This is a genomic window from Nonomuraea muscovyensis (assembly GCF_014207745.1).
GTDB lineage: Bacteria > Actinomycetota > Actinomycetes > Streptosporangiales > Streptosporangiaceae > Nonomuraea > Nonomuraea muscovyensis.
On the sequence record NZ_JACHJB010000002.1, the window covers coordinates 122855 to 147250 of the forward strand.

General features: G+C 72.7%; 28 protein-coding genes and 1 pseudogene. 17 read left to right on the top strand and 12 right to left on the bottom strand.

Annotation, left to right across the window (positions count from 1 at the left end; all coding sequences use genetic code 11):
• Positions 1 to 19: 19 nt before the first annotated feature.
• Both FHU36_RS16985 and FHU36_RS16990 read left to right on the top strand, forming a co-directional pair.
• Complete coding sequence (locus FHU36_RS16985) at positions 20 to 1072, top strand: ABC transporter permease (RefSeq protein ID WP_312891648.1); 1053 nt, start codon at positions 20 to 22, stop codon at positions 1070 to 1072.
• A complete protein-coding gene (locus tag FHU36_RS16990) occupies positions 1069 to 1824 on the top strand; it encodes an ATP-binding cassette domain-containing protein (RefSeq protein ID WP_185084966.1) in 756 nt (251 codons plus the stop codon). Before FHU36_RS16985 ends, FHU36_RS16990 begins: the two co-directional genes overlap by 4 nt.
• Positions 1825 to 1932: 108 nt before the next feature.
• On the opposite strand, the gene FHU36_RS16995 is transcribed toward FHU36_RS16990, so the two are convergent.
• A complete protein-coding gene (locus FHU36_RS16995; protein ID WP_185084967.1) occupies positions 1933 to 2511 on the bottom strand; it encodes a TetR-like C-terminal domain-containing protein in 579 nt (192 codons plus the stop codon).
• A 66-nt stretch (positions 2512 to 2577) separates the two neighbouring features.
• On the bottom strand, positions 2578 to 3696 hold the full coding sequence (locus FHU36_RS17000; RefSeq protein WP_246502482.1) for an epoxide hydrolase family protein: 1119 nt from the start codon (positions 3694 to 3696) through the stop codon (positions 2578 to 2580).
• Between the two features lie 133 nt (positions 3697 to 3829).
• On the opposite strand from FHU36_RS17000, the gene FHU36_RS17005 reads away from it, so the two are divergent.
• Positions 3830 to 4591, top strand: a complete 762-nt coding sequence (locus tag FHU36_RS17005) for a TSUP family transporter (RefSeq protein ID WP_185084969.1) — start codon at positions 3830 to 3832, stop codon at positions 4589 to 4591.
• A 41-nt stretch (positions 4592 to 4632) separates the two neighbouring features.
• Here the strand turns inward: FHU36_RS17005 and FHU36_RS17010 are convergent, their stop codons facing one another.
• Positions 4633 to 4872, bottom strand: coding sequence for a hypothetical protein (locus FHU36_RS17010; protein WP_185084970.1), 240 nt, complete (start codon positions 4870 to 4872; stop codon positions 4633 to 4635).
• A 193-nt stretch (positions 4873 to 5065) separates the two neighbouring features.
• Between FHU36_RS17010 and FHU36_RS17015 the strand changes: the two genes are divergently transcribed.
• Positions 5066 to 6037, top strand: coding sequence for a helix-turn-helix transcriptional regulator (locus FHU36_RS17015; protein WP_185084971.1), 972 nt, complete (start codon positions 5066 to 5068; stop codon positions 6035 to 6037).
• Between the two features lie 82 nt (positions 6038 to 6119).
• On the opposite strand, the pseudogene FHU36_RS17020 reads toward FHU36_RS17015, so the two are convergent.
• Positions 6120 to 7132: pseudogene (locus FHU36_RS17020) on the bottom strand (IS5 family transposase).
• 122 nt (positions 7133 to 7254) lie between these two features.
• On the opposite strand from FHU36_RS17020, the gene FHU36_RS17025 reads away from it, so the two are divergent.
• Both FHU36_RS17025 and FHU36_RS17030 read left to right on the top strand, forming a co-directional pair.
• Entirely contained in the window at positions 7255 to 7467 is a 213-nt protein-coding gene (locus FHU36_RS17025) for a hypothetical protein (protein WP_185084972.1), read from the top strand.
• Between the two features lie 106 nt (positions 7468 to 7573).
• Positions 7574 to 7852 carry a hypothetical protein gene (locus FHU36_RS17030; protein WP_185084973.1) on the top strand — a complete coding sequence of 93 codons (279 nt, stop codon included), beginning with the start codon at positions 7574 to 7576 and terminating at the stop codon, positions 7850 to 7852.
• 473 nt (positions 7853 to 8325) lie between these two features.
• Here the strand turns inward: FHU36_RS17030 and FHU36_RS17035 are convergent, their stop codons facing one another.
• On the bottom strand, positions 8326 to 8766 hold the full coding sequence (locus FHU36_RS17035) for a MerR family transcriptional regulator (RefSeq protein WP_185084974.1): 441 nt from the start codon (positions 8764 to 8766) through the stop codon (positions 8326 to 8328).
• A 93-nt stretch (positions 8767 to 8859) separates the two neighbouring features.
• Between FHU36_RS17035 and FHU36_RS17040 the strand changes: the two genes are divergently transcribed.
• Entirely contained in the window at positions 8860 to 9909 is a 1050-nt protein-coding gene (locus FHU36_RS17040) for an aldo/keto reductase (RefSeq protein WP_185084975.1), read from the top strand.
• 77 nt (positions 9910 to 9986) lie between these two features.
• Here FHU36_RS17040 and FHU36_RS17045 read toward each other — a convergent pair whose 3' ends face one another.
• Positions 9987 to 10817 carry an alpha/beta fold hydrolase gene (locus tag FHU36_RS17045; protein WP_185084976.1) on the bottom strand — a complete coding sequence of 277 codons (831 nt, stop codon included), beginning with the start codon at positions 10815 to 10817 and terminating at the stop codon, positions 9987 to 9989.
• Between the two features lie 184 nt (positions 10818 to 11001).
• Here FHU36_RS17045 and FHU36_RS17050 point away from each other — a divergent pair, with 184 nt between their 5' ends.
• Positions 11002 to 11859: a metalloregulator ArsR/SmtB family transcription factor gene (locus FHU36_RS17050; protein ID WP_185084977.1), complete on the top strand. Its 858-nt coding sequence runs from the start codon at positions 11002 to 11004 to the stop codon at positions 11857 to 11859.
• Positions 11856 to 12455: a dihydrofolate reductase family protein gene (locus tag FHU36_RS17055; protein ID WP_185084978.1), complete on the top strand. Its 600-nt coding sequence runs from the start codon at positions 11856 to 11858 to the stop codon at positions 12453 to 12455. The genes FHU36_RS17050 and FHU36_RS17055 overlap by 4 nt, the downstream gene beginning before the upstream one ends.
• Positions 12456 to 12615: 160 nt before the next feature.
• Here FHU36_RS17055 and FHU36_RS17060 read toward each other — a convergent pair whose 3' ends face one another.
• Complete coding sequence (locus FHU36_RS17060) at positions 12616 to 13500, bottom strand: bile acid:sodium symporter family protein (RefSeq protein ID WP_185084979.1); 885 nt, start codon at positions 13498 to 13500, stop codon at positions 12616 to 12618.
• A 201-nt stretch (positions 13501 to 13701) separates the two neighbouring features.
• Here FHU36_RS17060 and FHU36_RS17065 point away from each other — a divergent pair, with 201 nt between their 5' ends.
• On the top strand, positions 13702 to 14172 hold the full coding sequence (locus FHU36_RS17065; protein ID WP_185084980.1) for a pyridoxamine 5'-phosphate oxidase family protein: 471 nt from the start codon (positions 13702 to 13704) through the stop codon (positions 14170 to 14172).
• Positions 14173 to 14194: 22 nt separating this feature from the next.
• Here FHU36_RS17065 and FHU36_RS17070 read toward each other — a convergent pair whose 3' ends face one another.
• Positions 14195 to 14956, bottom strand: coding sequence for an SDR family NAD(P)-dependent oxidoreductase (locus FHU36_RS17070; protein ID WP_185084981.1), 762 nt, complete (start codon positions 14954 to 14956; stop codon positions 14195 to 14197).
• 202 nt (positions 14957 to 15158) lie between these two features.
• Entirely contained in the window at positions 15159 to 15824 is a 666-nt protein-coding gene (locus tag FHU36_RS17075) for a TetR/AcrR family transcriptional regulator (protein ID WP_185084982.1), read from the bottom strand.
• A gap of 140 nt (positions 15825 to 15964) precedes the next feature.
• On the opposite strand from FHU36_RS17075, the gene FHU36_RS17080 reads away from it, so the two are divergent.
• From FHU36_RS17080 to FHU36_RS17105, 6 genes are all read left to right on the top strand, one after another.
• Positions 15965 to 16489 (top strand): (2Fe-2S)-binding protein, encoded by a 525-nt coding sequence (locus tag FHU36_RS17080; protein ID WP_185084983.1) that lies wholly within the window; start codon positions 15965 to 15967, stop codon positions 16487 to 16489.
• The gene (locus FHU36_RS17085) at positions 16486 to 17481 is read left to right on the top strand and encodes an FAD binding domain-containing protein (RefSeq protein ID WP_185084984.1); all 996 of its coding nucleotides are present in this window, start codon (positions 16486 to 16488) and stop codon (positions 17479 to 17481) included. The genes FHU36_RS17080 and FHU36_RS17085 overlap by 4 nt, the downstream gene beginning before the upstream one ends.
• A gap of 55 nt (positions 17482 to 17536) precedes the next feature.
• A complete protein-coding gene (locus tag FHU36_RS17090; protein ID WP_185084985.1) occupies positions 17537 to 19846 on the top strand; it encodes a xanthine dehydrogenase family protein molybdopterin-binding subunit in 2310 nt (769 codons plus the stop codon).
• A 156-nt stretch (positions 19847 to 20002) separates the two neighbouring features.
• Positions 20003 to 21475: an SDR family oxidoreductase gene (locus FHU36_RS17095; protein ID WP_185084986.1), complete on the top strand. Its 1473-nt coding sequence runs from the start codon at positions 20003 to 20005 to the stop codon at positions 21473 to 21475.
• Between the two features lie 221 nt (positions 21476 to 21696).
• Positions 21697 to 22350: a TetR/AcrR family transcriptional regulator gene (locus FHU36_RS17100; protein WP_185084987.1), complete on the top strand. Its 654-nt coding sequence runs from the start codon at positions 21697 to 21699 to the stop codon at positions 22348 to 22350.
• The gene (locus FHU36_RS17105; protein WP_185084988.1) at positions 22338 to 22640 is read left to right on the top strand and encodes a DUF6204 family protein; all 303 of its coding nucleotides are present in this window, start codon (positions 22338 to 22340) and stop codon (positions 22638 to 22640) included. Before FHU36_RS17100 ends, FHU36_RS17105 begins: the two co-directional genes overlap by 13 nt.
• A 14-nt stretch (positions 22641 to 22654) precedes the next feature.
• Here FHU36_RS17105 and FHU36_RS17110 read toward each other — a convergent pair whose 3' ends face one another.
• The gene (locus tag FHU36_RS17110; protein WP_185084989.1) at positions 22655 to 23299 is read right to left on the bottom strand and encodes a class I SAM-dependent methyltransferase; all 645 of its coding nucleotides are present in this window, start codon (positions 23297 to 23299) and stop codon (positions 22655 to 22657) included.
• A 254-nt stretch (positions 23300 to 23553) separates the two neighbouring features.
• Here FHU36_RS17110 and FHU36_RS17115 point away from each other — a divergent pair, with 254 nt between their 5' ends.
• A complete protein-coding gene (locus tag FHU36_RS17115; RefSeq protein WP_185084990.1) occupies positions 23554 to 23790 on the top strand; it encodes a hypothetical protein in 237 nt (78 codons plus the stop codon).
• Positions 23791 to 23979: 189 nt separating this feature from the next.
• Here FHU36_RS17115 and FHU36_RS43515 read toward each other — a convergent pair whose 3' ends face one another.
• Both FHU36_RS43515 and FHU36_RS43520 read right to left on the bottom strand, forming a co-directional pair.
• Positions 23980 to 24108, bottom strand: a complete 129-nt coding sequence (locus FHU36_RS43515; protein ID WP_376774147.1) for a DUF4267 domain-containing protein — start codon at positions 24106 to 24108, stop codon at positions 23980 to 23982.
• Complete coding sequence (locus tag FHU36_RS43520; RefSeq protein ID WP_221496394.1) at positions 24089 to 24322, bottom strand: DUF4267 domain-containing protein; 234 nt, start codon at positions 24320 to 24322, stop codon at positions 24089 to 24091. The genes FHU36_RS43515 and FHU36_RS43520 overlap by 20 nt, the downstream gene beginning before the upstream one ends.
• Positions 24323 to 24396: the final 74 nt, after the last annotated feature.

Genomic DNA, 24396 nt, shown 5'->3' on the forward strand with positions numbered 1-24396 from the left:
GCGGTCGAGAGGGGGCGGTGTGACGTCAGTGGCCGGACGCGCCGGCGAACGGGCCGACGAGCGGGTCGCCGGCGGCGGCCTGCTGCGGCGGCTGCTCATCCGGCCCGAGTTGGGCGCGGTCGTCGGGATGATCGTGGTGTTCGCGTTCTTCGCGAGCCAGTCGGCGGTGTTCCGCTCGCCTGCGGGCATCGCCAACTGGCTCGACCCGGCCGCCACGCTCGGCATCATGGCGGTCGCCATCGCGCTGCTGATGATCGGCGGCGAGTTCGACCTGTCGGCCGGCGTGCTGACCGGCACCACCGGGCTGATCGTCGTCACGCTGGCCACCCGCTACGGGCTCGACGTGTGGTCGGCGATGCTCGTCGCGCTGGTCGTGGCGCTGGCCGTCGGATTCTTCAACGGCATGGTCGTGACCCGGACCAGGCTGCCCAGCTTCATCGTCACGCTCGGCACGTTCCTCATGCTGCAGGGCGTCAACCTCGGCGTCACCAAGGCGCTGACCGGCACCGTGCAGGTGAGCGGCCTGCGCCGGGCCGCCGGCTTCGAGGAGGCCCGGACCGTCTTCGCGGGCACGATCCAGATCGGCGGCACCTCCTTCCGGGTGGCCATCCTGTGGTGGCTGCTCGTCACCGCCGTGGCCACCTGGGTGCTGATGCGCACCCGGGCGGGCAACTGGATCTTCGCGGTGGGCGGCAACGAGCAGGCCGCCCGCGCGGTCGGCGTGCCGGCCGCCCGCATGAAGATCGCGCTGTTCATGACGACGGCGTTCGCCGCCTGGCTGGTCGGCTCGATCCTCGCGCTGCGCTACACCTCCGTGCAGGCCAACATCGGCATCGGGCAGGAGTTCATCTACATCATCGCGGCCGTCATCGGCGGCTGCCTGCTGACCGGCGGGTACGGCTCCGCGATCGGCGCGTCGATCGGTGCGGTGATCTTCGGGATGGCCGACAAGGGGATCGTCTTCCTGGGCTGGGACGCCGACTGGTTCACGTTCTTCCTGGGCGGCATGCTGCTGCTCGCCACGCTCGCCAACCGCCTGGTCAGGCGGTACGCCGAGGAGGTGCGGCGGTGATCCTGGAAACGCGCGGGATCGGCAAGACGTTCGGCTCGGTGCTGGCGCTGCGCGACGTCTCCATGGGCGTCGAGGCCGGCCGGGTGACGTGCGTGCTCGGCGACAACGGCGCCGGCAAATCGACCCTCATCAAGATCCTGTCCGGGGTGCACCGGCACGACACGGGCACGCTGCTGGTGGACGGCGAGGAGGTGCGCCTCGCCAGCCCGCGGGAGGCGCTCGACCGGGGGATCGCGACGGTCTACCAGGACCTGGCGATGATCCCGCTCATGTCGGTGTGGCGCAACTTCTTCCTCGGCTCCGAGCCGCGCAAGGGACTGGCGTTCGACGTCGCCCGGGCCAGGCGGGTCGCCCGCGAGGAACTGCTGGCCATGGGCATCGACATCCGCGACGTCGACCAGCCGGTCGGCACCCTGTCGGGCGGCGAGCGGCAGTCGGTGGCGATCGCCAGGGCGGTCCACTTCGGCGCCCGGGTGCTCATCCTCGACGAGCCCACCTCGGCGCTCGGCGTCAAGCAGGCCGGTGTGGTGCTGCGCTACATCGCCAGGGCGCGCGACCGCGGGCTCGGCGTGGTGTTCATCACGCACAACCCGCACCACGCCTACCCGGTGGGCGACCGCTTCCTGCTGCTGAACCGGGGGACGAGCCTCGGCGAGTACGCCAAGGGCGACATCACCCGTGAGGAGCTGACGGCGCTGATGGCCGGGGGCGCGGAGCTGGCCGAACTGGAGCACGAACTGCGCCGCGAATAGCCGCCGCGCGGGGCTGTCCTGCGTGGCTGCCGTGCGTGACTGCCGTGCGGGGCCGGCGCGCGTGGCCGCCGCGGGGCCGGACCGCGGGCGGCCGCCCGCCGCCTCCGGCTACCTGCGGCCGGTGGCGAGGGGCAGCATGACGTGGTCGACCAGGCGGCGGGCCAGCTCGCCGTCCACCGGCTCGCCGCTCACCAGACCGCGGAAGACCAGCGTCGCCGGGCCGACCTGCCACAGCAGCTCGGTGTCGGCGGCGGCGTCCAGCTCGCCCCGGGCCCACGCCCGCTGGAAGATCTCCATCGCCAGGCGCCGGCGACGCTCGACGTAGTGGGCGTCCACCGCGGCGGCGAGCTGCGGGTTGTGGCGCATCTCGCCGACGAGGCCCGCGAGCGCGTCGCCGAGCCGGTACAGGTCCTCGACCAGGAACTCCATGAAGGCCAGCAGGTCGGCGCGTAACCCGCCCGTGTCGGGCGGCTCGGGTACGGCGCAGGCCGCGGCGGCGAACGCGGCCGCGGCCAGCTCGGCCTTGGTGGGCCAGCGCCGGTGCACGGTCTGCCTGCCGGCCCGGGCCCGCGCCGCGACGGCGTCGGCGCTCAGCCGCTCGTAACCGCTCTCGGCCAGCACCTCCAGCGCCGCGCCGAGCAGCTCGGCCTCCCGCGCGGCGCCTCCTCGCAGGGGCGTCACGGACATGACCTCTAGCGTAAACGTCAGCGCTGCCGGACTGTAAGGTCCTGCGCCGGCCGGCGGGGGCCGGGGTCAGCGCAGGCCGGTGAAGAAGTCCCGGACGTCGCGGACGAACGCCTGCGGCTGTTCGAGGGCGGCGAAGGTGCCGCCCCGGTCGTGCTCGACCCAGCCGACGATGTTGTTGTCCCGCTCGGCGAAGCGGCGGATCGGCCGCAGGATGTCCTTGGGGAAGACCGAGACGGACGTGGGCACCGTCGCGGGCTTCAGCTCCCACGCGACGCTGGTGTCCTGTTCGGTGTCGGGCGTCTCCACGAACGAGCGGGCCGCCGAGCCGGCGGTGTTGGTCAGCCAGTAGAGCATGACGGTGGTGAGCAGCCGGTCGGTGTCGACGCCGCCGTCGCTCCACTCCTGGTAGACGCCGGCGAACCAGGCCAGCAGCGCCACCGGCGAGTCGGCCATGCCGTAGGCGAACGTCTGCGGCCTGGCCGACTGGATGAGCTTGTAGCCGTACTGCTCGCTCAGATAGCGCTCGCGGAACGCCATGCGCTCCTGCTCCACCTCGGTGAGGCCGTCCAGTTCGCCGGGGGCGCCGATGGGGAAGCAGATGATGCCGTTGCCGTGCATGCCGACGACCCGCTCGGGGGCGAGCACGCCGGTCTCGCGGGAGATCCAGGTGCCCCAGTCGCCGCCCTGCACGCCGAAGCGCTCGTAGCCGAGCCGGGTCATCAGCTCCAGCCACGCCTTGGCGACGCGGGTGGAGCCCCAGCCCATCTCGCGGGTGGGGCCGGACAGGCCGTAACCCGGCAGGGACGGGATGACGAGGTGGAAGTCGCGGCTGAGCGGCTCGATCACGTCGAGGTACTCGACGGGGGAACTCGGCCAGCCGTGGGTGACGAGCAGCGGCAGCGCGTCCTCGCGGGCGGAGCGGACGTGCAGGAAGTGGATGTGCTGCCCGTCGATCTCCGTGGAGAACTGGTCGTGGCGCGCCAGCTCGCCCAGCGCGCGCTCCCAGTCGTAGCCGGTCCGCCAGTGGTGGACCAGCTCCTTCAGGTGGGCGAGCGGGACGCCCAGCCGCCATTCGTGGCCGGGCACCTCGTCCGGCCACCGCACCCGGTCGAGCCGCTCGTGAAGGTCGTCGAGTGCGCTCGTGGGCACCTCGAAGCGGAAGGGCCGGATGTCGTCGTGGGTCAAGTCATGCCTCCAGTCTTGTTCGGTACGCTGTACCGTACAGCATACGGTTGGAGGGCGCAACCCGCCCGATATGCCTCTGTCGCCGGTTCTGTACGCTCGTGGGGTTTGTCGCGGGAGAGACCGGGGGAGTCGCGTGCCACTGGAACAGGTGCTGTTGCTGCTGGTGGCCGCGGCCGGAGCGGGCTGGGTGGACGCCGTCGTGGGCGGTGGCGGGCTGCTGCAGCTTCCCGCGCTCATGGTGGCCGGCGTGTCACCGGTGCAGGCGCTGGCCACCAACAAGTTCTCCTCCGTCTTCGGCACGGCCTCGGCCGCCGTGACGTACGCGCGCACGACCAAGGTGGACCGGCAGGTGGCGGTGCCCGGAGCCGTCCTCGCGGTGCTGAGCGCCGGACTGGGGGCCTCGGCCGCGGCCGCGATCTCGGTGGAGGTGCTGCGGCCGGCCGTGATGGCGGTGCTGCTGGCCGTGGCGGCGTTCGTGACGTTGCGGCCCGCGATGGGGTCCGTGCCGCAGCCGCACCTGCGCACCCGCCGCAGGGCCGTGGTCGCCGTCGCGGTCGGGGGCGTCGGCATCGCCTTCTACGACGGGATCATGGGGCCGGGCACCGGCACGTTCCTGATCATCGCGTTCACCACGATCCTGGGCTGGGACTTCGTGTCCGCGTCGGCCTCCGCCAAGATCCTCAACACCGGGACGAACCTGGGCGCGCTCGTCGTGTTCGGCTGGCAGGGGCATGTGCTGTGGACCCTGGGACTCGGCATGGCCGCCTGCAACATCCTGGGAGCCCAGGTGGGCGCCCGGATGGCGCTCCGGCGGGGCACGGCCTTCGTCCGGATCGTCCTGCTGTGCGTCGTGGTGGCGATGGTGATCCGGCTCGGGTGGCAGCAGTTCGCCTGAACCGGGACGAGTGCGCCCGGCCGCTCGAGACGCGGGAGACGTCACCCGGCGCGGGAGCCCTCCGCCCGGCCGGCCGCGATCACCACGGCGACGCCCAGGATGGCCAGTGCCAGGTTCGCGAAGACCTCGTACCCCTCGAACAACGCCACCCGGTTCACCACGAAGCGGTTGAAGGCGTTCAGGACGATCCCCATGAACGGCTGCACGGCGATCTGGTCGATGGTGCCGCTGACCCCTTCGAGGATCATAAGGATCCCCAGGAAGCGGATGGCGTTGCGCATGGACCCACGCTAGTGAGAGCCGGATGGCCGAGGATCGGCCATCCGGCTCGCCCCCATGGATCCAAGGACGATCTTCGGCCGTCACGCCACCGACCAAAGTAGCGTTTCGCCGCGACCGTCCGGGGTCCACGCCCCCCGCGGACACCCGCGGACCGGCCCGGCCCCGTCCGGCCCCGTCCGTAGAATGGCCGGCATGCGCGCCAGCCGCCTGCTCTCCCTCCTCCTGCTGCTGCAGACGCGCGGCCGGATGACCGCTCCCGAGCTGGCCGAGGAGCTGGAGGTGTCGGTCCGCACCGTCTACCGCGACGTGGAGGCGCTGGCGTCCGCCGGGGTGCCGGTCTACGCCGACCGCGGCCCGGCCGGCGGCTACCGGCTCCTCGACGGCTACCGCACGCGGCTGACCGGGCTGACGGCGGAGGAGGCGTCCTCGCTGTTCCTCGCCGGGCTGCCCGGCCCGGCCGCGGAGCTGGGGCTGGCCGAGGTGGCGGCCAACGCCGAGCTGAAGCTGCTGGCCGCGCTGCCGCCCGAGCCGCGCTCGCACGCCTCGCGGATGCGCGAGAGGTTCCTGCTCGACGTGCCCGGCTGGTACCGCACGGCCGACGACGTCCCGCACCTGAGCGAGGTGGCCGACGCCGTGTGGGAGCTGCGGCCGCTGGAGATGACCTACCGGCGGTGGGGCAGCCAGGAGGTCGAACGGCTCGTCCACCCGTACGGGCTGGTGCTCAAGGGCGGCTCCTGGTACATGGTCGCCGCGCCGCCGGGGGAGCCCCCGCGCACCTACCGCGTCTCGCGCGTCCTGACGGTCCGGACGCTGCCCGGCCGGTTCGACCGGCCCGCCGGGTTCGACCTGGGCGCGTTCTGGCAGGCCTACGCCCGCGAGTTCCGCGAGCGCATGTACACCGCCGAGGCCGTCATCCGGGTGGACCCCGGCATGGACGGGCTGCTCGCGTACACGATGGGCGGCGACGTGGTGGCGTCAGCGCTCGCCGCGGCGGGCGAGCCCGACGCCGACGGCCGGCGCACCCTCACCGTGCCGGTCGAGTCGCTCACGCACGCCCGCTGGCTGCTGCTGCGCATGGGCGCCGGCGTGGAGGTGCTGGACCCGCCCGAGCTGCGCGCGATGATGGCCGAGGCGGTCGCCGACCTGTCCAGGCTCTACGGCTGACCCGCTCTCCCGCGGACGCCGTCCACCCGGGCCGGGCCGGTCTGCCGTGGGCCGGTCTGCTAGGAGCTGTTTAGAGTTCGGATCATGTGGTTGAGGTGAGGAGTCTTAACCACAGGATCGAGCCCCGGAGGTAGAGCCCGGCCTCGTAGCTTTCCGGGGCCTTGTCGTAGCGGGTCGCCAGGCCACGCCAGGCCTTGATCTTCTGGAAGCAGCGTTCGATGGTGTTGTGCTGCCGGTAGCGCTCGGGATTGAAGGCGGCGGGCCGCCCACCGGCTGAGCCCTTCTTCTTCCGGTTGGCCTGCTGGTCGCTCTTCTCCGGGATGACCGCGCCGATCCTGCGGCGGCGCAGATAGGCACGGTTAGCCTTGGAGGAATAGGCCTTGTCCGCGGCCACAGCCGTCGGGCGGGTCCGTGGCCGGCCCACCGGTCCGGCCACGCGGATCTTGTCCAGGACAGTGGTGAATCGCGGGCAGTCGCCGGCTTGGCCGGGCGTGAGCACGAAGACCAGCGGCAGCCCGGCGGCATCGACCGCGGCATGGATCTTGCTGCTCAGCCCGCCCCGGGATCGGCCGAGCTCGGCAGCCTTCGCCCGCGCCTTGCGGCGTCGCCGAACGGCGGCGCGCTCGTGCGGCGGCGACGCGCCGGCCTCGGGTGTGGCCTCGGGCGCATCACCCGCAGCACCGGCGGCTGCTCCGGCAGCGGAGCCCCCTTTTCCTCGGTCAGCGCCTGCTCCAGCGCATCCAGGGTCTCCCCGGCGACCGCCAGCCCGGCCGACTCCTGATGCGCCCGCACGATCGTAGAGTCCACGCTGACCAGCTCCAGCCCGACCTGTCCACGCGATGCGGCCTCGGCGATCAATGCGTCCATCAGCCCTTGGAACACCCCGGCCTTGGCCCAGCCGTTGAAGCGGGAGTAGACCGTGGACCACGGCCCGTACCGTTCCGGCACGTCACGCCAGCCGGATCCGGTGCGAAACCGCCACAAGATCCCATTGAACTGATCACGCACCCGCCGCGGCAGCGGCCCGGTAGCCGCTACCGGCAGATGCGGCTCGATCAAAGCCCACTCGGCATCGGTCACATCGAAGCGCGCCACATCCGAGTTCTACCAGTCACGACCAGCCCAGCACCGACCCCACCAAGATCCGAATCCCAAACAGCTCCTAGGGCCTGGTCCACTGTGGCCTGGTCTGCCGTGGCCTGGTCTACCGTGGACGCATGACGAACGACCTGGCGAGCCTCATGCGGCAGGCGCAGGACGACGACCCGTTGCGTGCGCTGCAGGCCACCACGGCGTTGCGCCACGAGCTCGAACGCATGGAGGCGGTGCAGGTGCGCCGGGCCCGGGTGGCGGGGCTGCCCTGGTCGCAGATCGCCGACGCGATCGGCGTCAGCAAGCAGGCCGTGCACAAGAAGTACGGCCGCCGCTAGCCCCGCAGTCCGGTGATCTCGTGACCGGAGACTTCACCGAAGCACCCGGCTCCTCGCGGTCGCGGATGGCATGCTGCACGGACGACGACCACGAAGGAGATCAGCGATGACCCACCCCGCCGACACGCAGCCCGCCCGCCGGCGCACCCCGCTCGACGCGGAGGAGCGGGTCCGGGCCGAGGCCGTCTTCTCCACGCTCGTGGCCGAGAATCTCCTCGCCCACGGGCGGTTCAGGGTGTCCGCCGACAGCCCGGAGACGGTGGAGCTGTTCCAGGCGGTCGCCCGCAGGGCGGGCGACATGCTCCAGCGGCCGGTGGTCAGCTACGCCAACGGCCGGTACATCGTGATCACCTTCGGTCAGGAGACCCCGGTCCTCCCCGGCTGAGGCTGGAACAACCTCGTCGCCCGGCGCCGCACCTCGGGCAGACGGCGCGACGGCTCCCACGCCAGCCCCCGGCCGGTGTCGACGTGCCCGTCCGCCGCCTCGCCCACCTGCCGCGCTCCACGTGGTCCTTGACCGAGCCGAGCTGTTCGGCCCAGAACGCCTGCACCTGGTCCAGCCACGCCGCGCAGCGCCAGGAACGGCTCCTGCCGCAGGGTGCAGAGCCGCAACCGGGCGTCGTCGCCGCCCGGCTCGGCCCTCCAAGCGCCTGCGGCCAGGCCGATGCGCGCAGCACCCGCAGGTGCCGCTCAGCGCGGGCGCGCTCATCTGGACGGCCTGCGCCGGCTCGCCGGCCGGGGCCCTCGCGCAGCAGGTCGATCACCTTGCGCCGGGTCGGGTCGGCGAGGGCGGCCGGCGTCGCGTCCACCTCGTTGACGTCGCCGTTCACGTCGCCGTCTGCCCGGCGGCTCCGGCCCTCAGCCGGCCACCGCGGATGGCCCCTGACAGGTCGGCTCGGCGAGCGGCGCGCACCCGTGATCGTGCTCGAGGATGTCCTCGTACACCCTGACCTTGTACTCGATCAGGTCGAGGCTCCGGCCGAGCAGTTCGAGCTGAGTGGTGACCTCCTGCCGGTGCCGGCGCAGCAGCTCCAGGCGGCTCGCCTCGTTGCCCGGGCCCGCGGCCATCATCCGGGCGTACTCACGGATGGCGGGCAGCGGCATGCCCGAAGCGCGCAGGATGACACACACGAGTAGCCACTCGACGTCCTGCTCGGTGTAGACGCGCCGGCCACCGGCCGCGCGGCGCACCGGCCGCGTCAGGATGCCCTCGCGCTCGTAGAAGCGCAGCGCGTGCACGCTCAGGCCGGTGCGCTCGGCCACCTGCCCGATGCTCAGCCCGTCGGCGTCGTTCGACATGCCGGCCAGCATACGGCCTTGACCTAGAGTCGCCTCTAGCTCCTAGTTTGTGGCCTCGAAGATCCGCGTACGGAGATCATGAGGAGCACGACCATGCGCTACCGCACCCTCGGCGGCACCGGCATCGAGGTGAGCGTTCACTGTCTGGGCGCCATGATGTTCGGCGCCGTCGGCAACCCCGACCACGACGACTGCGCCCGCATCGTCCACGCCGCCCTCGACCAGGGCGTCAACTTCGTCGACACCGCCGACATGTACTCGGCGGGCGAGTCGGAGCAGATCGTCGGCAAGGCGCTGAAAGGACGCCGCGACGACGTCGTCCTCGCCACCAAGGTGCACTTCCCGATGGGGGAGGGGCCCAACCGCGGCGGCAACTCGCGGCGCTGGATCCTGCGGGCGGTCGAGGACAGCCTCAGGCGGCTGGGCACCGACTGGATCGACCTGTACCAGGTGCACCGGCCCGACCACACCACCGACGTCGAGGAGACGCTGTCGGTGCTGAGCGACCTCGTCCGCCAGGGCAAGATCCGCGCGTTCGGCTGTTCCACCTTCCCCGCCGAGGAGATCGTCGAGGCGCACGTCGTGGCCGAGCGACGCGGGCTGGGCCGCTTCCGCACCGAGCAGCCCCCGTACTCGCTGCTCGCCCGCGGAGTGGAGGCGTCCGTCCTGCCGGTCTGCGCCAGGTACGGGATGGGCGTGCTGACGTGGAGCCCGCTGGCCTCCGGCTTCCTGACGGGCAGGTACCGCAAGGGCGGCCCCATCGACCTGACCTCCGGCCGGGCGGCACTCACCCCCGCCCGCTTCGACCCGGCGCTGCCCGAGAACGTCACCAAACTGGAGGTCGTCGAGCGGCTGGTGGAGGTCGCGTCGGACCTCGGCTGCACGCTGCCCGAACTGGCCGTGGCCTTCGCCGCCGCGCACCCCGCCGTCACCTCGGTGATCGTCGGGCCGCGGACCATGGAGCAACTGGACGCGCTGCTGAAGGGGGCCTCGCTCACGCTGGACGACGCGACGCTCGACCGGATCGACGCGATCGTCCCGCCGGGCACGAACCTGTACCAGCCCGACGGCGCCTGGCGTCCGCAGTCACTCTCCGACCCGTCCCGGCGCCGCCGCCCCCTCGCCGACCGCGCCGCGGCGTAGCACCTCCTACGGGCAGGGACCCCCATCCCTGCCCGGCGGGTGCGCATCCGCCGGGCGGCACTCGGCGGCACCGTCCGTCACGTGGCGTTGAGGACCTTGTCCAGGGTCACGGCGAACTCCTCCGCGCGGGCGACGAAGCCGCCGTGGTCGCCGGGGAACACCGCGGGCGGCCGGCCCAGCGCCTCGGCCAGCGCGACGGCGCTGCGGTAGGCGTACTGCCGGTCCGTCGAGGCGTCCCCGACACCGACCACGATCCTGGCCGGGCCCTGCCGCAGGGCGGCCACGTCGGGCAGGTGGCCGCTGACCGGCCGCAGCACGTGGCCGAGGAAGAAGTCGAGGTTGCCGCCGATCCGCCCCCAGCCTTCCATCATCTCGGGGCTGGGCGGGGTCTGCGGCTGCTCCTGCTCCTCGCCGCTGAGCCCGACGAACTCCTCGAACCGCTTCATGCCCGCCTCGACGCCTCCGGTGCGGTAGGCCTGGTAGACCTCCTCGGTGCCGGCGAGGTACTCCTCGGCGTCGGGCAGGATCCGACCGCAGGGCGGCTCGTGGGCGACCAGGGTCCGCACCTGGCCGGGGTAGCGGGCGGCCAGGTTGAGGCCGATCACGGCGCCGCCGCTGGAGCCGAACACGTAGGCGGGCTCGTCGCCGAGCTCGGCGAGGAGACGGTGCGCGTCGTCGCCGTGCACGTCGGCGTGCACGTCCTCTGCGGGCCCGTCCAGGACGCTGCGGGAGTTGCCGCGCGGGTCGTAGGCCACGACCGTGTAGCGGTCGGTCAGGTGCGGCACGACCCCGGCGAAGATCGCGGCGTCGGTGGGACCGCCGGGGATCATCAGCAGCACGGGGCCGCTGCCCCGCACCTGGTAGTAGAGCGTCGCGCCGGGGACCTTGAGTGTCTTGTTCTCTGCCATGCCTCAGACTCTCTCACCGACAAAAAATTTTGTCAAGAGTTCCGTGATCGCCGGCACGCTCGGATCGCGGTCTCGGAGGTGCCGTGTCGAGGGACGTAGCCGAGGTCGCCTCGAGCTGTCGGTCTTCGCGGGTGTCGAGCTTATTCCTTGACGCGAATATTCTTCATGGTGAATACTTTCCTCCATGGACGAACTCCTCGCCGCACTGGCCGACCCGGCCCGCTGGCGGCTCGTGGGCCTGCTGGCCGAGCGGCCCCGGCCGGTCGGTGTCCTCGCCCAGCTCGCCGGGGCGCGCCAGCCGCAGACGACCAAGCACCTGCAGACCCTTGAGCGCGCCGGTGTCGTCATCTCCCAGCGCACCGGCCAGCGCCGCATCTACGCACTCCGGTCCGCTCCGCTGCGGGACCTGGCGGCCTCGCTCGGCCGGCTCGCCGACACCGCGGACCAGGCCGGTGGCCCGCGCGAGACCTTCGACCGCTACGGGCTCAGCCTCCACGCGGAGCGGCTCGCCGCCGCGGAGCCGGGGTGGGCCGACGGCCGCTCGTTCAGATTCCTCCGGTCGCTGACGGGACGCCCCGAGCTGGTCTGGCGCCACCTGACCGAGACCTCCCTGCTCGCCCGATGGTGGACGCCCGACGACCTGCGCGTCTCCGAGCTCGTCTTCGAGGCGCGACCTGGTGGGCGGATCGTCCACGAGTACCGCGACCGCGAGGACGCCGACGGCTCCGACCTGGTCGCCGGACGCGCGGAGGGAGTCGTCGACGACGTGCGCCCCGGTGAGCGCCTCGCCTACCGGCTCTCCCCGCTGCTTCCCGACGGCGGCCTCGCCTTCACCGCCCACCTCGACCTCGGCCTCCGGCCCACCGGCACCGGCACGGACCTCGACGTCCACTTCCGGATCACCGACAGCGCAGTCGACTCCGCGGACTTCGTCGCCGGCATCGAGATCGGCTTCGGCCAGAGCCTCGACAAGCTCGCGGCGACCCTTGCCGCGGACGCGCACGACAGCGACCACGACACCGATACAAGGAGCACGAAATGACCACCTCGACCGGCCGCAGGGTGACCGCGAACCTGTGCCTCACCCTCGACGGGCGTTACAACGGTCCCGGCGGGCCCAGCGATTTCGGGGCGTTCGCCCCGTATGTGACCACCGAGGTCGCGCGAGACCACCTGACCCGCATCTGGGAGGGCGCGACGACGGCGCTGCTCGGCCGGCTCAACGCCGAGGGATTCATGGCGTACTGGCCGTCGGTCGCCGAAGACGCCGACGCCGATCCGCGTGATCGCGGATACGCGAAGTGGCTGGTCGACACGGAAAAGGTGGTCTTGTCGACCACCTTGACCGAGGCGCCGTGGGAACGCACCCGCGTGGTGAACGCCCCGGCCGCCGACGTCGTCGCCGAACTCAAGGCCGCCGGTGCGGGCGACATCCTCGTCAACAGCAGCGCGAGCGTCATCAAGGCGCTCCTCTCGGCAGACCTGCTCGACCGGCTGTATCTCATGATCTGCCCCGAGATCGCCGGGGGTGGGCGGCGACTGTTCGACGACGGCCTGCCGGCGTCGAAGTGGACGCTCGCACACCAGGAGACCGGCGAGCTGGGCGAGCTCGCCATGGTCTACGACCGAGTCCGCTGAGCCGCCCGATCGGCGCGGCTCGGCGGTGATCGCCGCCCGGTCGGTGGCGCGCGCCGCAACGACCATCCACGCCAAGCCGCCCCCGCCGACCCGGTGGTGGTGGAACCGCCGTACATGGCGCGGGGCGGCTGTCGGTCGAGCCGGCCGCGAGCCGGGTGGTTCAGGTGCGCTCGGTGGTCGCCTCGGGGGCCGGGGTCGCCTGGCGGGATCGCAGCAGGAAGCCGGCGGCGGCCGCGGTGAAGAACATCAGGACCCCGTACGTCGCCGCCGGAACGGCCATCCGGGTGTCGTTCAGCAGGGCGGGGCTGAGGGCGACCGTGATCGCGAGAGTGGCGTTGTGGATGCCGATCTCCATGCAGGAGGCGACGGCCTGGCGGCGGCCCACTCCCGCCAGCCGGGGCGCCCCGTATCCGACCGCCAGACTGATCACGCTGAACAGGAGCGTGATCAGGCCCACGGAGGCGATGTACGTCCCGAGGTTGTCCAGCTCCTGCAGCAGCGCGCCGAGGATGACCGCGACCAGGATGACCGCCGACGCGATCTTCACGGGCCCGCCCATGCGCTCGGCGAACCGCGGGGCCAGCGCCCGGACCGCCATGCCGGCCGCCACCGGGACCAGCACGATCGCGATCACCTGCAGCGTCTTGTCGAACTGCAGCCCCAGCGTGCCCCCGTCGCCGAAGTAGCTCAGCGACAGGTTGGTGACCAGGGGCAGGGTGAAGACGGCCAGCACCGAGTTGATCGCCGTGAGCGTCACGTTCAGCGCGACGTCGCCGCCGAACAGGTGGCTGTAGAGATTCGCGGTCGTGCCGCCCGGCGAGGCGGCCAGGAGCATCATGCCGACGGCGAGCGCGGGCGGCAGGCCGAAGGCGAGCACGAGGCCCAGGCAGACGGCGGGCAGGACGAGGATCTGGCAGGTCAGCGCCACGACGGTGGCCTTGGGGTAGGCGAGCACGCGGCGGAAGTCGGCGATCGTCAGGCTCAGGCCGAGGCCCAGCATGATGATCGCCAGGGCGAGGGGCAGGAAGACGCTGGCAAGGGCCATGGGGGGCGGTCCTCTCCGTGCCTGTCGAGGTGCCTGTCGAGGCGGTGTAGACCCCACGATCACGGATCGCCGGGCGGCTGCGGAAGAGGGGTGAAGCGGCAAAGTCATCACGAACACGAGGCGACGTGCCGAAGGCGTTGCCCGACGCGTGGTGGTTCTGCCGGGCGTGGTTCTGTCGGTGGCGGCGGCCATGATGGGGGCATGGCTTCATGGCAGGAGTTCGAGCGCCAGGCACCGGAGCTGGCGACGGTCATCCGGGCGTTGATGGACACCTACCAGCACAAGGTGCTGGCCACGCTGCGCAAGGACGGCTCGCCCCGGGTCAGCGGCACCGAGGCCGACTTCCGGCACGGTGAGCTGTGGCTGGGGTCCATGCGGGGCGCGGTCAAGGCGCTGGACCTGCGGCGTGATCCGCGCATGGCGTTGCACGTGACCTCCGCCTCGCCCGATCCGTCCGACCCGTCGAGCTGGGAGGGCGACGCCAAGCTGGCGGGCCGGGCGGTGGAGGTCACCGACGAGGAGGTGATCGCCTCGTTCGAGCTCCCGGGCACCGGCTCGCACCTGTTCCGGGTGGAGCTGACCGAGGTGGTGTGGACCCGGGTCGAGGGCGACGACCTGGTGATCGACTCCTGGCGCGAGGGAGTGGGAGTCCGCCGCCTCCGCCGTAAGTAATCTACAACGTAAAGGCGGGCGGTCAGTGGACGGCGAAGCCGCCGTCGACGAAGAGCGACTGGCCGGTGACGAAGGCGCAGGCGTCGCTCGCGAGAAACACCGCCGCGCCGGCGAAGTCCGCGGGCACCCCGTTGCGGCCGACCATGTGGCGGGCGGCCAGCTGCTCGGTGCGGCCGGGGATGGCCTGGGCCGGCGCCGTCAGGGGGGTCAGCACGAAGCCGGGGATGACCGTGTTGACGCTGACCCCGTGCCGGGACCATGCCTCGGCCTGCGATCGGGTCAGCCCGGCGAGGGCGGCCTTGGCGGCGCCGTAGACGCCGCTGTCGCCGAAGGCGCTGATGGTCTGCTGGGAGCCGACGTTGATGATGCGGCCCCAGCCGCGCTCGGCCATGCGCGGGCCGAAGTGCTGTCCGAGCAGGTAGGGGGCGGTCAGGTTGACCGCGATCGTCTGCTCGTAGTCGTCGGGGGTCAGCTCGGCCATGGGCTTGCGGATGTTGTTGGCGGCGTCGTTGACGAGGATGTCGATGGGGCCCGCCTCGTCGCAGACCCGCCGGACGGCCTCGCGGTCGCCGAGGTCGGCGCTGATGGCCGAGGCGGTGACGCCGTGCCGCCGGAGCGCCTCCAGGGACTGGTCGAGCGCCGCCTGCCGCCGGGCCACGATGACCACCTCGGCTCCGGCGCGGCCGATGGCCTCCGCCATCGCGTACCCGATGCCGGAGCTGCCGCCTGTCACCAGGGCGCGGCGGCCGTCGAGGGAGAAGAGCTCACGCAGGTAGTCGGACATGGGCGATCAAGCTAGCACCCGGCGGCCGGGTGTCCTCCCGTGGGGTGAACGCGCAGGCCGGGGCCGCGGAGCGGGGCGGCTCGCCGGGGGATGCCCGGTCCGCGTCGCTCCGGGCGTTCCCTGCCCCGGGCGGCCGGGCCTTCCCGGCCGGTGGGCATGCTCCGGGTCCGTGGCGGGTAGGTCTGGACTCTGTTCGCGAGCGCTACGCCGATCGGTCGCGGAGCGTGGGCAGGCCGGCGGTGAGGGCGGCGAGGGCGCGGTGCAGGGTGGGCAGGAACGGCGGGCACAGCGCCGCGAGGCGTGGCTCCTGCTGGTAGAGCTCGGCGACGGCGGGCGAGGGCCGGGAGGCCGCGTAGAGGCAGCCGGCGAGCCAGGCGGCGAGGTGGGTGAGCTCGACGGCCTCGTCGTCGGTGAGGCCCGGATGCGCCTGGGCGATCGCCTGGCCGAGTCCGCCGGCGAGCTGGAGCGCGGTCTCCTTGAAGGCGCGGGCCGCGGTGAGGGAGACGTTGTGTTCGAGGTGCTGGGAGAGCTGGCCGAGCAGGTCGCAGAAGAGCGGCCGGTCGGCCAGGGTCTCGGCGAGCACGGTGACGACGTCGCCGGGCCGGGTGGTCTGGCGCAGCCGTCCGACGACGGCGTCGTGCCAGTCGCGGCCGGCCTCGGTCAGCAGTTCGAGGTAGATCTCCTCGCGGGTGCCGAAGTAGCGCACCACGTTCGACTTGGCCAGGCCGACGTCCGCCGCGACGCCGCCGAGGGTGACGTTGCGGACGCCGGATTCCAGGGCGAGCCGGCGGGCGGCGTCGAGGATCGCCTCGCGTCGCTGCTGCTTGTGCTCCGGCCGTCTGGCCCGCACGAACGTGGGTCGGGTCATAGCCGACCCAGCATACGCGGGCGTTTAACAGAACGGCAGTCTATTGTTAAGGGAACAGTGTTCTGTTAGGGTTCGGCCGAGCCGGCCGCCACCTCCTGGCCGGGCCTGCCGACGGCGACGGACGCGATCGGAGAGACCACATGGTCGAAGTGCGGATGCGGGTCAACGGCGCCACCGCGACGCTCGACATCGAGCCCCAGGTCAGCCTGCTGGACGCGCTGCGCGAGCACCTCGGCCTGACCGGCGCGAAGAAGGGCTGCGCGCAGGGCGCGTGCGGCGCGTGCACGGTGCTCGCCGACGGCGAGCGGATCGTCTCGTGTCTCGCGCTCGCGGTGCAGTACGAAGGGCGGGAGATCACCACCGTCGAGGGCCTCGCCGACGGCGAGCGGCTGCACCCGCTGCAGGAGGCGTTCGTCGCCCACGACGGCCTCCAGTGCGGATACTGCACCCCGGGCCAGCTCTGCTCGGCGGTCGGGATGCTGGCCGAGCACCGGGCGGGAACGCCGAGCGCGGTGACGGAGCGGCTGGCCGCGCCCGCCGCCGAGCTGTCGGAAGCCGAGATCCGCGAGCGGATGAGCGGCAACCTGTGCCGCTGCGGCGCCTACAACGGGATCGTGGCCGCCATCCGCGAGGTCGCCGCCACGGGCGAGGGGGTGGCCGGGTGAGGCCGTTCACGTACGTGCGAGCCGGAGACGTCGCCGAGGCGGTGCGCGAGGCCGGGGCGCGGCCGGGCGCGAAGTTCCTCGGCGGCGGGACGAACCTCGTCGACCTGATGCGCGAGGACATCGAACGGCCGAGCACCCTCATCGACATCACCCGGCTGCCCCTGGCCGAGGTGACCGAGCTGCCGGACGGCGGCCTGCGGATCGGCGCGCTGGTTCGCAACAGCCACCTGGCGGCGCACCGGCTGGTGCGCGAGCGCTATCCGGTGCTGGCGCAGGCCCTGCTCACCGGCGCCTCCGCGCAGCTGCGCAACATGGCGACGGTCGGCGGCAACCTGCTGCAGCGCACCCGCTGCCTGTACTTCTACGACGGCGCCGCGGCCTGCAACAAGCGGGAGCCGGGCAGCGGCTGCGACGCGATCGGCGGGTTCAACCGCTACCACGCGGTGCTCGGCACGAGCGAGAGCTGCATCGCCACGCATCCGTCCGACATGGCCGTCGCGCTGGCCGCCCTGGACGCGGTCGTGGAGGTGGAGGGCACGGGCGGCACGCGCCGTATCGCGCTGGGCGACTTCCACCGCCTGCCCGGCGGCACGCCGCACGTGGAGACGACGCTGGAGCCCGGCGAACTGGTGACCGCGGTGGAGCTGCCCGGGCTGCCCGTCGCGGCCCGGTCCCGCTATCGCAAGGTACGCGACCGGGCGTCGTACGCCTTCGCGCTGGTGTCGGTGGCCGCCGCGCTGGAGGTGCGGGACGGCGAGGTGAGCGCGGTGCGGCTGGCCCTGGGCGGTGTGGCGGCGAAGCCGTGGCGGGCGCACGAGGCCGAGCGGGTGCTGCTCGGCGGGCCGGCCACGGAGGAGGCGTTCCGGCGGGCGGCCGGCGCGGAGCTCGAGGCGGCGACCGGCCGGCCGGACAACGCGTTCAAGATCGAGCTGGCGCGGCGGACCGTCGTGGCGACGCTGCGGCGGCTGCTGACCGAGGGAGGCGCGGCGTGATCGCCCGCCCCGCTCGCGGGAGTTCGGTACGTACGGGCTGGGAGAGGAGCGCGGCATGACCACGGTGACCGAGGCCCCGGCCCCGCCCGGCGGCGCGACGAAGGGCCGCGTCGTGGGCGCGCCGGTCGATCGGGTCGACGGCCGGGAGAAGACGACGGGAGCGGCCCGCTACTCGGCCGAGTACCCCTACCCGGACCTCGTGCACGCCGTGCTCGTGCCCGCCACGATCACGCGGGGCCGCATCACGCGGATCGACACGACGCGGGCCTCCGCCGTCCCGGGCGTGCTGGCGGTGCTGACCCACCTGAACGCGCCGCGGCTGAAGCCGGTACGGCGGCCGACGCCGTTCGACCTGAGCGGCGCGGTGGCCGGGACGCCGGTCGACTACCTCAACACCGACGAGGTGCACTGGGACGGCCAGCCGGTGGCGGTGGTGGTCGCCGAGAGCCTGGAGACGGCGAGGCACGCCGCCCGGCTGGTGCGCGTCGGCTACGAAGAGGCGCCGGCCGCCGTGGACTTCACGGCCGAACTGGACCACGCCGAACCGGACAAGGGCAACCCCGTGCAGCCGGGCCGGACGGCCAAGGGCGACGCGCCGGCGGCACTCGCAGCCGCGGCGGTCTCGGTGGACCTGAGCTTCCGCACGCCCCCGTACAACCACAACGCGCTGGAGCCGCACTCCACCACCGCGGTGTGGGACGGCGACCGGCTGACCGTGCACGAGGGCACCCAGAACATCGGCTGGCTGCGCAGGCACCTGGCGAACCGGTTCGGCGTGCCGGCGGACGGGGTGCGGGTGGTCTCGACGTACGTCGGGGGCGCGTTCGGCGGCAGGTTCCGGGTCTGGGCGGGCACCATCCTCGCGGTGCTGGCGGCGCGGGCGGTGGGCCGGCCGGTGCGGCTGATGCTGTCGCGGGAGGAGGTCTACCGCACGGTGGGCGGCCGCACGCCGTCGGTGCAGCGGGTGGCGCTGGGCGCCCGGCCGGACGGCAGGCTCACCGCGATCGTGCACACGGCGGTCACGCGGACGGGACGCTCGGGCGGCGACAACGAGCCGGTGACGGGCGTGTCACGACACCAGTACGCCTGTGACAACATCCTGGCGGAGCAGAAGCGGGTGCGGCTCGACGTCCTGCCGAACGCCACCATGCGCGCGCCCGGCGAGTCGATCGGCACGTTCGCGCTGGAGTCGGCCGTCGACGAGCTGGCCGTACGGCTGGACCTGGACCCGATCGAGGTGCGGCTGCGCAACGAGCCCGACGTGGGCCCGGTGGACGGCAAGAAGTTCTCCCACCGCAGGGTGCGGGAGGCGTACGCGCTCGGCGCCGAGCGGTTCGGCTGGGCGGAGCGGGACCCGCGGCCGGGCTCGATGCGGGACGGCAGGTGGCTGGTGGGCACGGGGGTGGCCACCGCCTACCATCCGGCGCTCATGATGGGCGCGCAGGTGACGGTGCGGCTGTCGGCCGGCGGCTCGGTGCTGGTGCGGTGCGGTTTCCACGAGTTCGGCAACGGCGCCGCGACGGCGCAGACCCAGATCGCCGCGCAGGCGCTGGGCGTGCCGGTCGAGGCCGTGACGGTCGAGTACGGCTCGTCCGACCAGCCGACGGGTCCGATGGGAGGCGGTTCGATGCAGACGGCGAGCGTCGCGGCCGACCTGCTGGCCGCCTGCGAGAAGGTCAGGCGGTCGGTGCTCGGCCTGGCCGGGCGGTCGCCGGACTCGCCGCTGCGCGGGTGCGCGCCCGGCGACGTCGAGGCGCGCGACGGCGGGCTGTTCCGGGTGGGCCGGCCGGGCGAGGGGGAGACGTACGCGGAGATCCTCGGCCGGGCGGGCCGCGGCGAGGTGGAGGCGGCCGTCGGGACGGGCTCACGGCTGGCCGGGGTCGCGGGGCAGGCGCGCTCGTTCGGCCGGGCACTGCGCGGCCTGCGGAGTTTCGGCCGGGCCGCGACCGGGGCGCAGTTCTGCGAGGTGCGCGTCGACTCCGACACGGGGGAGGTGCGGGTCTCGCGGTGGACGGGGGTGTTCGACATCGGCACGGTGGTCAACCCCAAGCTGGCCGGCAGCCAGCTGCGCGGCGGGATCGTCATGGGCCTGGGCATGGCGCTGGGCGAGGAGACGCTGGTCGATCCGCGCACCGGCCGGATCATGAACCCGAGCCTCGCGGAATACCACATTCCGGTCCACGCGGACGTCCCACGGATCGACGTGCACGTCCTGGACGACCCCGACCCGACGATGCCGCTCGGCGTGGTGGGGGCCGGCGAGGTGGGCATCACCGGCGTGGCGGCCGCGATCGCGAACGCGGTGCGGCACGCGACGGGGCGACGGCTGACCGAGCTGCCGATCACCCTGGACCGGTTGCTGTGACCGGGTGGAGGGCTTCGGGGCGCGCGGCCTGACGATGCTGCGCGCCCACGGGCCCTCGCCGCCGTACCGGCAAAGTCCGTTTTTACCGTCGGACCGGATTGACGGGCGGCTCGGACGGAACTCATCTGGGGAGTCGCCGTCAGCGAAGGGGGTGCCGTGGCACGTTGTCTGGTCACCGGGGCGACCGGGTACATCGGCGGCCGGCTGGTTCCCGAGCTGCTCGCCGCGGGCCACGAGGTCCGCTGCATGGCGCGCTCCCCCGAGCGGCTGCGCGACCTGCCGTGGGCCGGCCGGACCGAGGTGGTCGAGGCGGACGCCACTGATCCCGAGCGCTCCCGGGAGGCCCTCGACGGCATCGAGGTGGCGTACTACCTGATCCACACCATGGGCGCGCCCGGCCGGTTCGCCGAGCGCGACCGCCTTGCCGCGCGGACGTTCGCCGAGGCGGCGGCGCGGGCCGGGGTGAGGCGCATCGTCTACCTCGGCGGGCTCGTCCCCGACGAGCGGCTCTCCCCGCACCTGAGCTCCCGGGCCGAGGTCGGCGAGATCTTCCTGCGTGGGGACGTCCCGGCCGTGGTGCTGCGCGCCGCGGTGATCATCGGTTCGGGTTCGGCGTCGTTCGAGATGCTGCGCCACCTGACCGAGCGGCTGCCCGTCATGACGACGCCGCGCTGGGTGCGCAGCCGCACGCAGCCCATCGCCGTACGCGACGTGCTGCGCTACCTCACCGCCTGGGCCGGCGTGCCCGGCACGGTCAACCGGGGGTTCGACATCGGCGGCCCCGACGTGCTGACCTACGCCGGCATGATGCACGGCTACGCGTCCGTCGCCGGCCTGCCCCGCCGGGTGATCATTCCTGTGCCGCTGCTCAGCCCGCGGCTGTCGAGCCTCTGGGTCGGCCTGGTCACGCCGGTCCCGCCGGGCATCGCGCGGCCTCTGGTGGAGTCGCTGCGCAACGAGGCCGTCTGCGGCGAGCACGACATCGCCCGGTACGTGCCCGACCCGCCGGACGGGCTGATCGGCTTCCGCCGGGCCGTGGAGCTGACCCTTGCGAAGATCAAGGGAGCCGACGTCGCCACCCGCTGGTCGTCGGCCTCCACTCCCGGCGCCCCGAGCGACCCGCTGCCGACCGACCCGGACTGGGCGGGCGGCAGCCTCTACGTCGACGAGCGCCGCCGCGACGTGGCCGCGGGCCCGCAGGCGCTGTGGCAGGTCATCGAGAGCATCGGCGGCCGCAACGGCTGGTACTCCCTCCCCGTCGCCTGGCAGCTCCGGGGGCTGCTGGACCGGCTCGTCGGCGGGGTCGGGCTGCGGCGGGGCCGGCGTGACGCCGCCCGGCTGCGGGTGGGCGACTCGATCGACTTCTGGCGCGTGGAGGAGGTGCGGCCCGGGCGGCTGCTGCGGCTGCGCGCCGAGATGCGGCTGCCCGGGCTGGCATGGCTCGAACTGGGCGTCGACCGCTCCGGAGGCCGCACCGTCTACACCCAGCGGGCGATCTTCCACCCGCGCGGCCTGCTCGGTCACCTCTACTGGTGGGCGATCTCGCCGTTCCACAGGCTGATCTTCGGGCGGATACCCGTCAACGTGGCGGCGGCCGCCGCCCGGTACGAATCCCGGCCGCCCGCGTAGTCCGCCCGCCCGCTGCGCGACCACGATTTCCGGCACCGTGCGAACCTCCCGCCCGCGCGGTGCATCCAATCCCGTAGGGAACCTCGCCGGTCATCGTGAAGCCGGCGACTCCTCCACGCGAAGAGCCCATCCGCCCCTCCGGGCGGGTGGGCTCTCGCTCCGTGGGACGGCCGTCGCCGATAAAACTGCAGCGGACTCCAAAAATGCAGTAGGCTCCATATATGATAGAGGGACTGCGAGAGCGGAAGAAGCGGCAGACCCGTCAGCGCATCTCCGACGTGGCCCTCGGCCTGTTCGTGGAGCGGGGCTTCGACAACGTCACGATCGCCGAGGTCGCCGCCGCCGCCGAGGTGTCGGTGAACACCGTCTACAACTACTTCTCCGCCAAGGAGGATCTCGTCCTGCCGCCCGAGGAGGCCTCCCCGCAGCGGCTCGCCGACATCGTGCGCGAGCGGCGGCAGGGGGAGTCGGCGGCCGGGGCCGTGCTGACGCGGCTGCGCGAGGAGGTGCGCGGGCGCGAGCGGCGGGTGGGCCTGAGCGAGGGGTTCGGGCGGGTCCTGGAGATGATGCGGGCCGCCCCCACGCTGACCGCCCGCCTGGAGGGTCTGGGCCACCGGATGACCGACGAGCTGGCCGCCCTGCTCGCCGAGGAGACCGGCGCGGCGCGGGACGACCCGCTGCCGCGCGTGATGGCCTGGCACATCGGCTGCCTGCACGCGCTGGTGCTGGCCGAGATCGGCCGCCGCACCACGGCGGGGGAGCGGCCCGACGAGATCGCCGTGACCGTGCTGGAGCTGATCGACACCGCGCGGGACGTGCTCGGCGAGCACGTCCTCGCCTACGCCGTACGAGAGGACCGACCATGTTCAGAGTGACGATCAGGGGCAAGTTCACGGGCCTGGACGAGGCCGGCCGGGCCGCCGTGCTGGCGGCGGGCGGCACCGCCTTCACCGAGGCCGGGACGTTCACCCACGATCAGAGCGTGACGGCGTTCACCTTCCGGTGCGAGGTGCCCGCGGGCCCCGACGACGGCGAGGACGAGGCGGCACTGGGGGCGATGGCGGTGCTGGAGGCGCACGGGCATCCGCACGAGATCCTGCGGCTCGCCGTGACGGACATGCGGGAGATCAGGATCCGGCGGAAGGGGCGCGCCTCCGCGAGGTGACCGGGCGGCGGCGGTCAGTCGCGTCGCCGGGCGCGCAGGACCGTGTCATGCAGGGTGACGGGACGGCCGTCGGGATCGGTGCCCGCGCGCGGCCTGGTGGCGCAGGTGTGGACGGTCCACGCCTCCGGCTCCAGGTCGCCGGCCAGTTCGTCCGGGGTGAAGAACAGGTCGGGCTCGAACGGGCGCGGGACGACGTCCAGGTCGCTGAGGTGGTGGCCGATGATGAGCAGGCTCCCACCCGGGGCGACCGCGGAGGCGAGGGCGGCGTACGCCCGCCGGCGCGGTTCGGAGGGGAAGTGCATGAACGCCGCGACCACCAGGTCGTAGCCGGGCCGGCCGTCCTCGGCGTCCGGGACCTCGGGAGGCTCGCTCATCAGGTCGGCCCGGCGCCAGGTGAGGCGACCGGCGAGCTCCGGGCCCGCGTGGGCCGCGGCGCGGCGCAGGGCCGTGGCCGACACGTCGATGGCGGTCACCCGCCACCCCCGCCCGGCGAGCCAGAGCGCGTCGGCGCCCTCGCCGCAGCCGGCGTCGAGCGCCGTGCCCGGCGGGAGCGCCGCCGCCTGCTCGACCAGGGCGGCGTTGGGGTTTCCGCTCCACACCCGGGCGGCCGAGGCGTAGCGCTGGTCCCAGAACTCGGCGGTGAAGCGTGGGTCGGTCATCTGTGCTCCTCATCGGTACGGTCATCCGCGCGTCGCGGTGGTGACGACGCAGCATCGCCCGCCGTCCGGTGAGGCAGCAACTTTCTTTGCGGTTATGGCAAACGCGATCAACGGAGTGGCTGACAGCAAGTTTCCCTACGCGTCAGCTTTCTGCCAATGACCTTGTTGCGGTCCGTGCGTTTCGCCACCATCGGCCATGCGGGTGCTCAAGCCCCCGCATCATGCTATTTCGGCGTTCTCGGAAGGAAATACCTATGAAGGCAGCCCTGAAGCGTCTGTCCACGGGCATGGCCGCCGCCGTCGTCACCACCGCGCTGGCCGCCGCCGTCGTGCCGGGCCCGGCCAACGCTCAGGTCATCGTCCGGTGGTACCCGTACACGTCCGCGGGCGCGCAGTCGTGCAACGCCGCCGCCAACGCCGCCGGGCCCGAGTACTACTGCACCGCGCTCAAGATCGGCGGCACCATGGTGTGGGCCCTGGCCCGTCCCTGAGAGGGTGACTTCGAGCTCTTAACGATCTTCGTCGAGGCGGAGAAGACCTTGTTCGCCAGGGATCGTCACGCCTTGTGATCAGGAGCATGCCTGGAGTTGGCGGTCCGCGTCCCGCCCGATCGTGTGGGCGTACACGGGGAAGGGGAGCGGACCGTGCCGGCACTGGAACGTCCCTCCGGAAAGCACGCCTCACACCAGGATGAGAATGGCCGCGACCACCACCATCACCGCGGCGGTGAGGCCGTGGACGCCGAACGCCACCGCCCGCGGACCCTCGTTCCTGAGCACGACGACCATGTCACCCAGCGGGGCGAACACGCTGGCGAGAATCAGCCAACCGAGCATGTGCTGGTTTCCCGTCACGAGGGCCGGGAGCAACGACGAGCCCGGCCGTGATGTCCCGGACGCCCTTGACGGCCAGGTACGCGTTCATGGACACGGGAACCCCGTAGCCCGCCGCCGACGCGACCGGCTGCAGCAGGAGGCGGATGCCGATGAGGATGATCCCGATGGCGATCAGTCCGGCGAGCATGTCGTCCCCTTCAATCATTACTAGAAGTGTCAGCTACGCTAGCCTAACGGCGCTCATCTGGCTAGCGGTGCTAG

Excerpts from the sequence above, each read along its gene's own strand:
- FHU36_RS43520 (WP_221496394.1), bottom strand. The coding sequence starts at position 24,322 with ATGCTCGCCGGACTGATCGCCATCGGGATCATCCTCATCGGCATCCGC.
- FHU36_RS17100 (WP_185084987.1), top strand. The coding sequence starts at position 21,697 with ATGATAGAGGGACTGCGAGAGCGGAAGAAGCGGCAGACCCGTCAGCGC.
- FHU36_RS17090 (WP_185084985.1), top strand. The coding sequence starts at position 17,537 with ATGACCACGGTGACCGAGGCCCCGGCCCCGCCCGGCGGCGCGACGAAG.
- FHU36_RS17080 (WP_185084983.1), top strand. The coding sequence starts at position 15,965 with ATGGTCGAAGTGCGGATGCGGGTCAACGGCGCCACCGCGACGCTCGAC.
- FHU36_RS17040 (WP_185084975.1), top strand. The coding sequence starts at position 8,860 with ATGCGCTACCGCACCCTCGGCGGCACCGGCATCGAGGTGAGCGTTCAC.
- FHU36_RS17030 (WP_185084973.1), top strand. The coding sequence starts at position 7,574 with ATGACCCACCCCGCCGACACGCAGCCCGCCCGCCGGCGCACCCCGCTC.
- FHU36_RS17015 (WP_185084971.1), top strand. The coding sequence starts at position 5,066 with ATGCGCGCCAGCCGCCTGCTCTCCCTCCTCCTGCTGCTGCAGACGCGC.
- FHU36_RS17050 (WP_185084977.1), top strand. The coding sequence starts at position 11,002 with ATGGACGAACTCCTCGCCGCACTGGCCGACCCGGCCCGCTGGCGGCTC.
- FHU36_RS17035 (WP_185084974.1), bottom strand. The coding sequence starts at position 8,766 with ATGTCGAACGACGCCGACGGGCTGAGCATCGGGCAGGTGGCCGAGCGC.
- FHU36_RS17070 (WP_185084981.1), bottom strand. The coding sequence starts at position 14,956 with ATGTCCGACTACCTGCGTGAGCTCTTCTCCCTCGACGGCCGCCGCGCC.
- FHU36_RS17010 (WP_185084970.1), bottom strand. The coding sequence starts at position 4,872 with ATGCGCAACGCCATCCGCTTCCTGGGGATCCTTATGATCCTCGAAGGG.
- FHU36_RS17075 (WP_185084982.1), bottom strand. The coding sequence starts at position 15,824 with ATGACCCGACCCACGTTCGTGCGGGCCAGACGGCCGGAGCACAAGCAG.
- FHU36_RS17025 (WP_185084972.1), top strand. The coding sequence starts at position 7,255 with ATGACGAACGACCTGGCGAGCCTCATGCGGCAGGCGCAGGACGACGAC.
- FHU36_RS17060 (WP_185084979.1), bottom strand. The coding sequence starts at position 13,500 with ATGGCCCTTGCCAGCGTCTTCCTGCCCCTCGCCCTGGCGATCATCATG.
- FHU36_RS17065 (WP_185084980.1), top strand. The coding sequence starts at position 13,702 with ATGGCTTCATGGCAGGAGTTCGAGCGCCAGGCACCGGAGCTGGCGACG.
- FHU36_RS17115 (WP_185084990.1), top strand. The coding sequence starts at position 23,554 with ATGAAGGCAGCCCTGAAGCGTCTGTCCACGGGCATGGCCGCCGCCGTC.
- FHU36_RS17105 (WP_185084988.1), top strand. The coding sequence starts at position 22,338 with ATGTTCAGAGTGACGATCAGGGGCAAGTTCACGGGCCTGGACGAGGCC.
- FHU36_RS17110 (WP_185084989.1), bottom strand. The coding sequence starts at position 23,299 with ATGACCGACCCACGCTTCACCGCCGAGTTCTGGGACCAGCGCTACGCC.
- FHU36_RS17045 (WP_185084976.1), bottom strand. The coding sequence starts at position 10,817 with ATGGCAGAGAACAAGACACTCAAGGTCCCCGGCGCGACGCTCTACTAC.
- FHU36_RS17055 (WP_185084978.1), top strand. The coding sequence starts at position 11,856 with ATGACCACCTCGACCGGCCGCAGGGTGACCGCGAACCTGTGCCTCACC.
- FHU36_RS16995 (WP_185084967.1), bottom strand. The coding sequence starts at position 2,511 with ATGTCCGTGACGCCCCTGCGAGGAGGCGCCGCGCGGGAGGCCGAGCTG.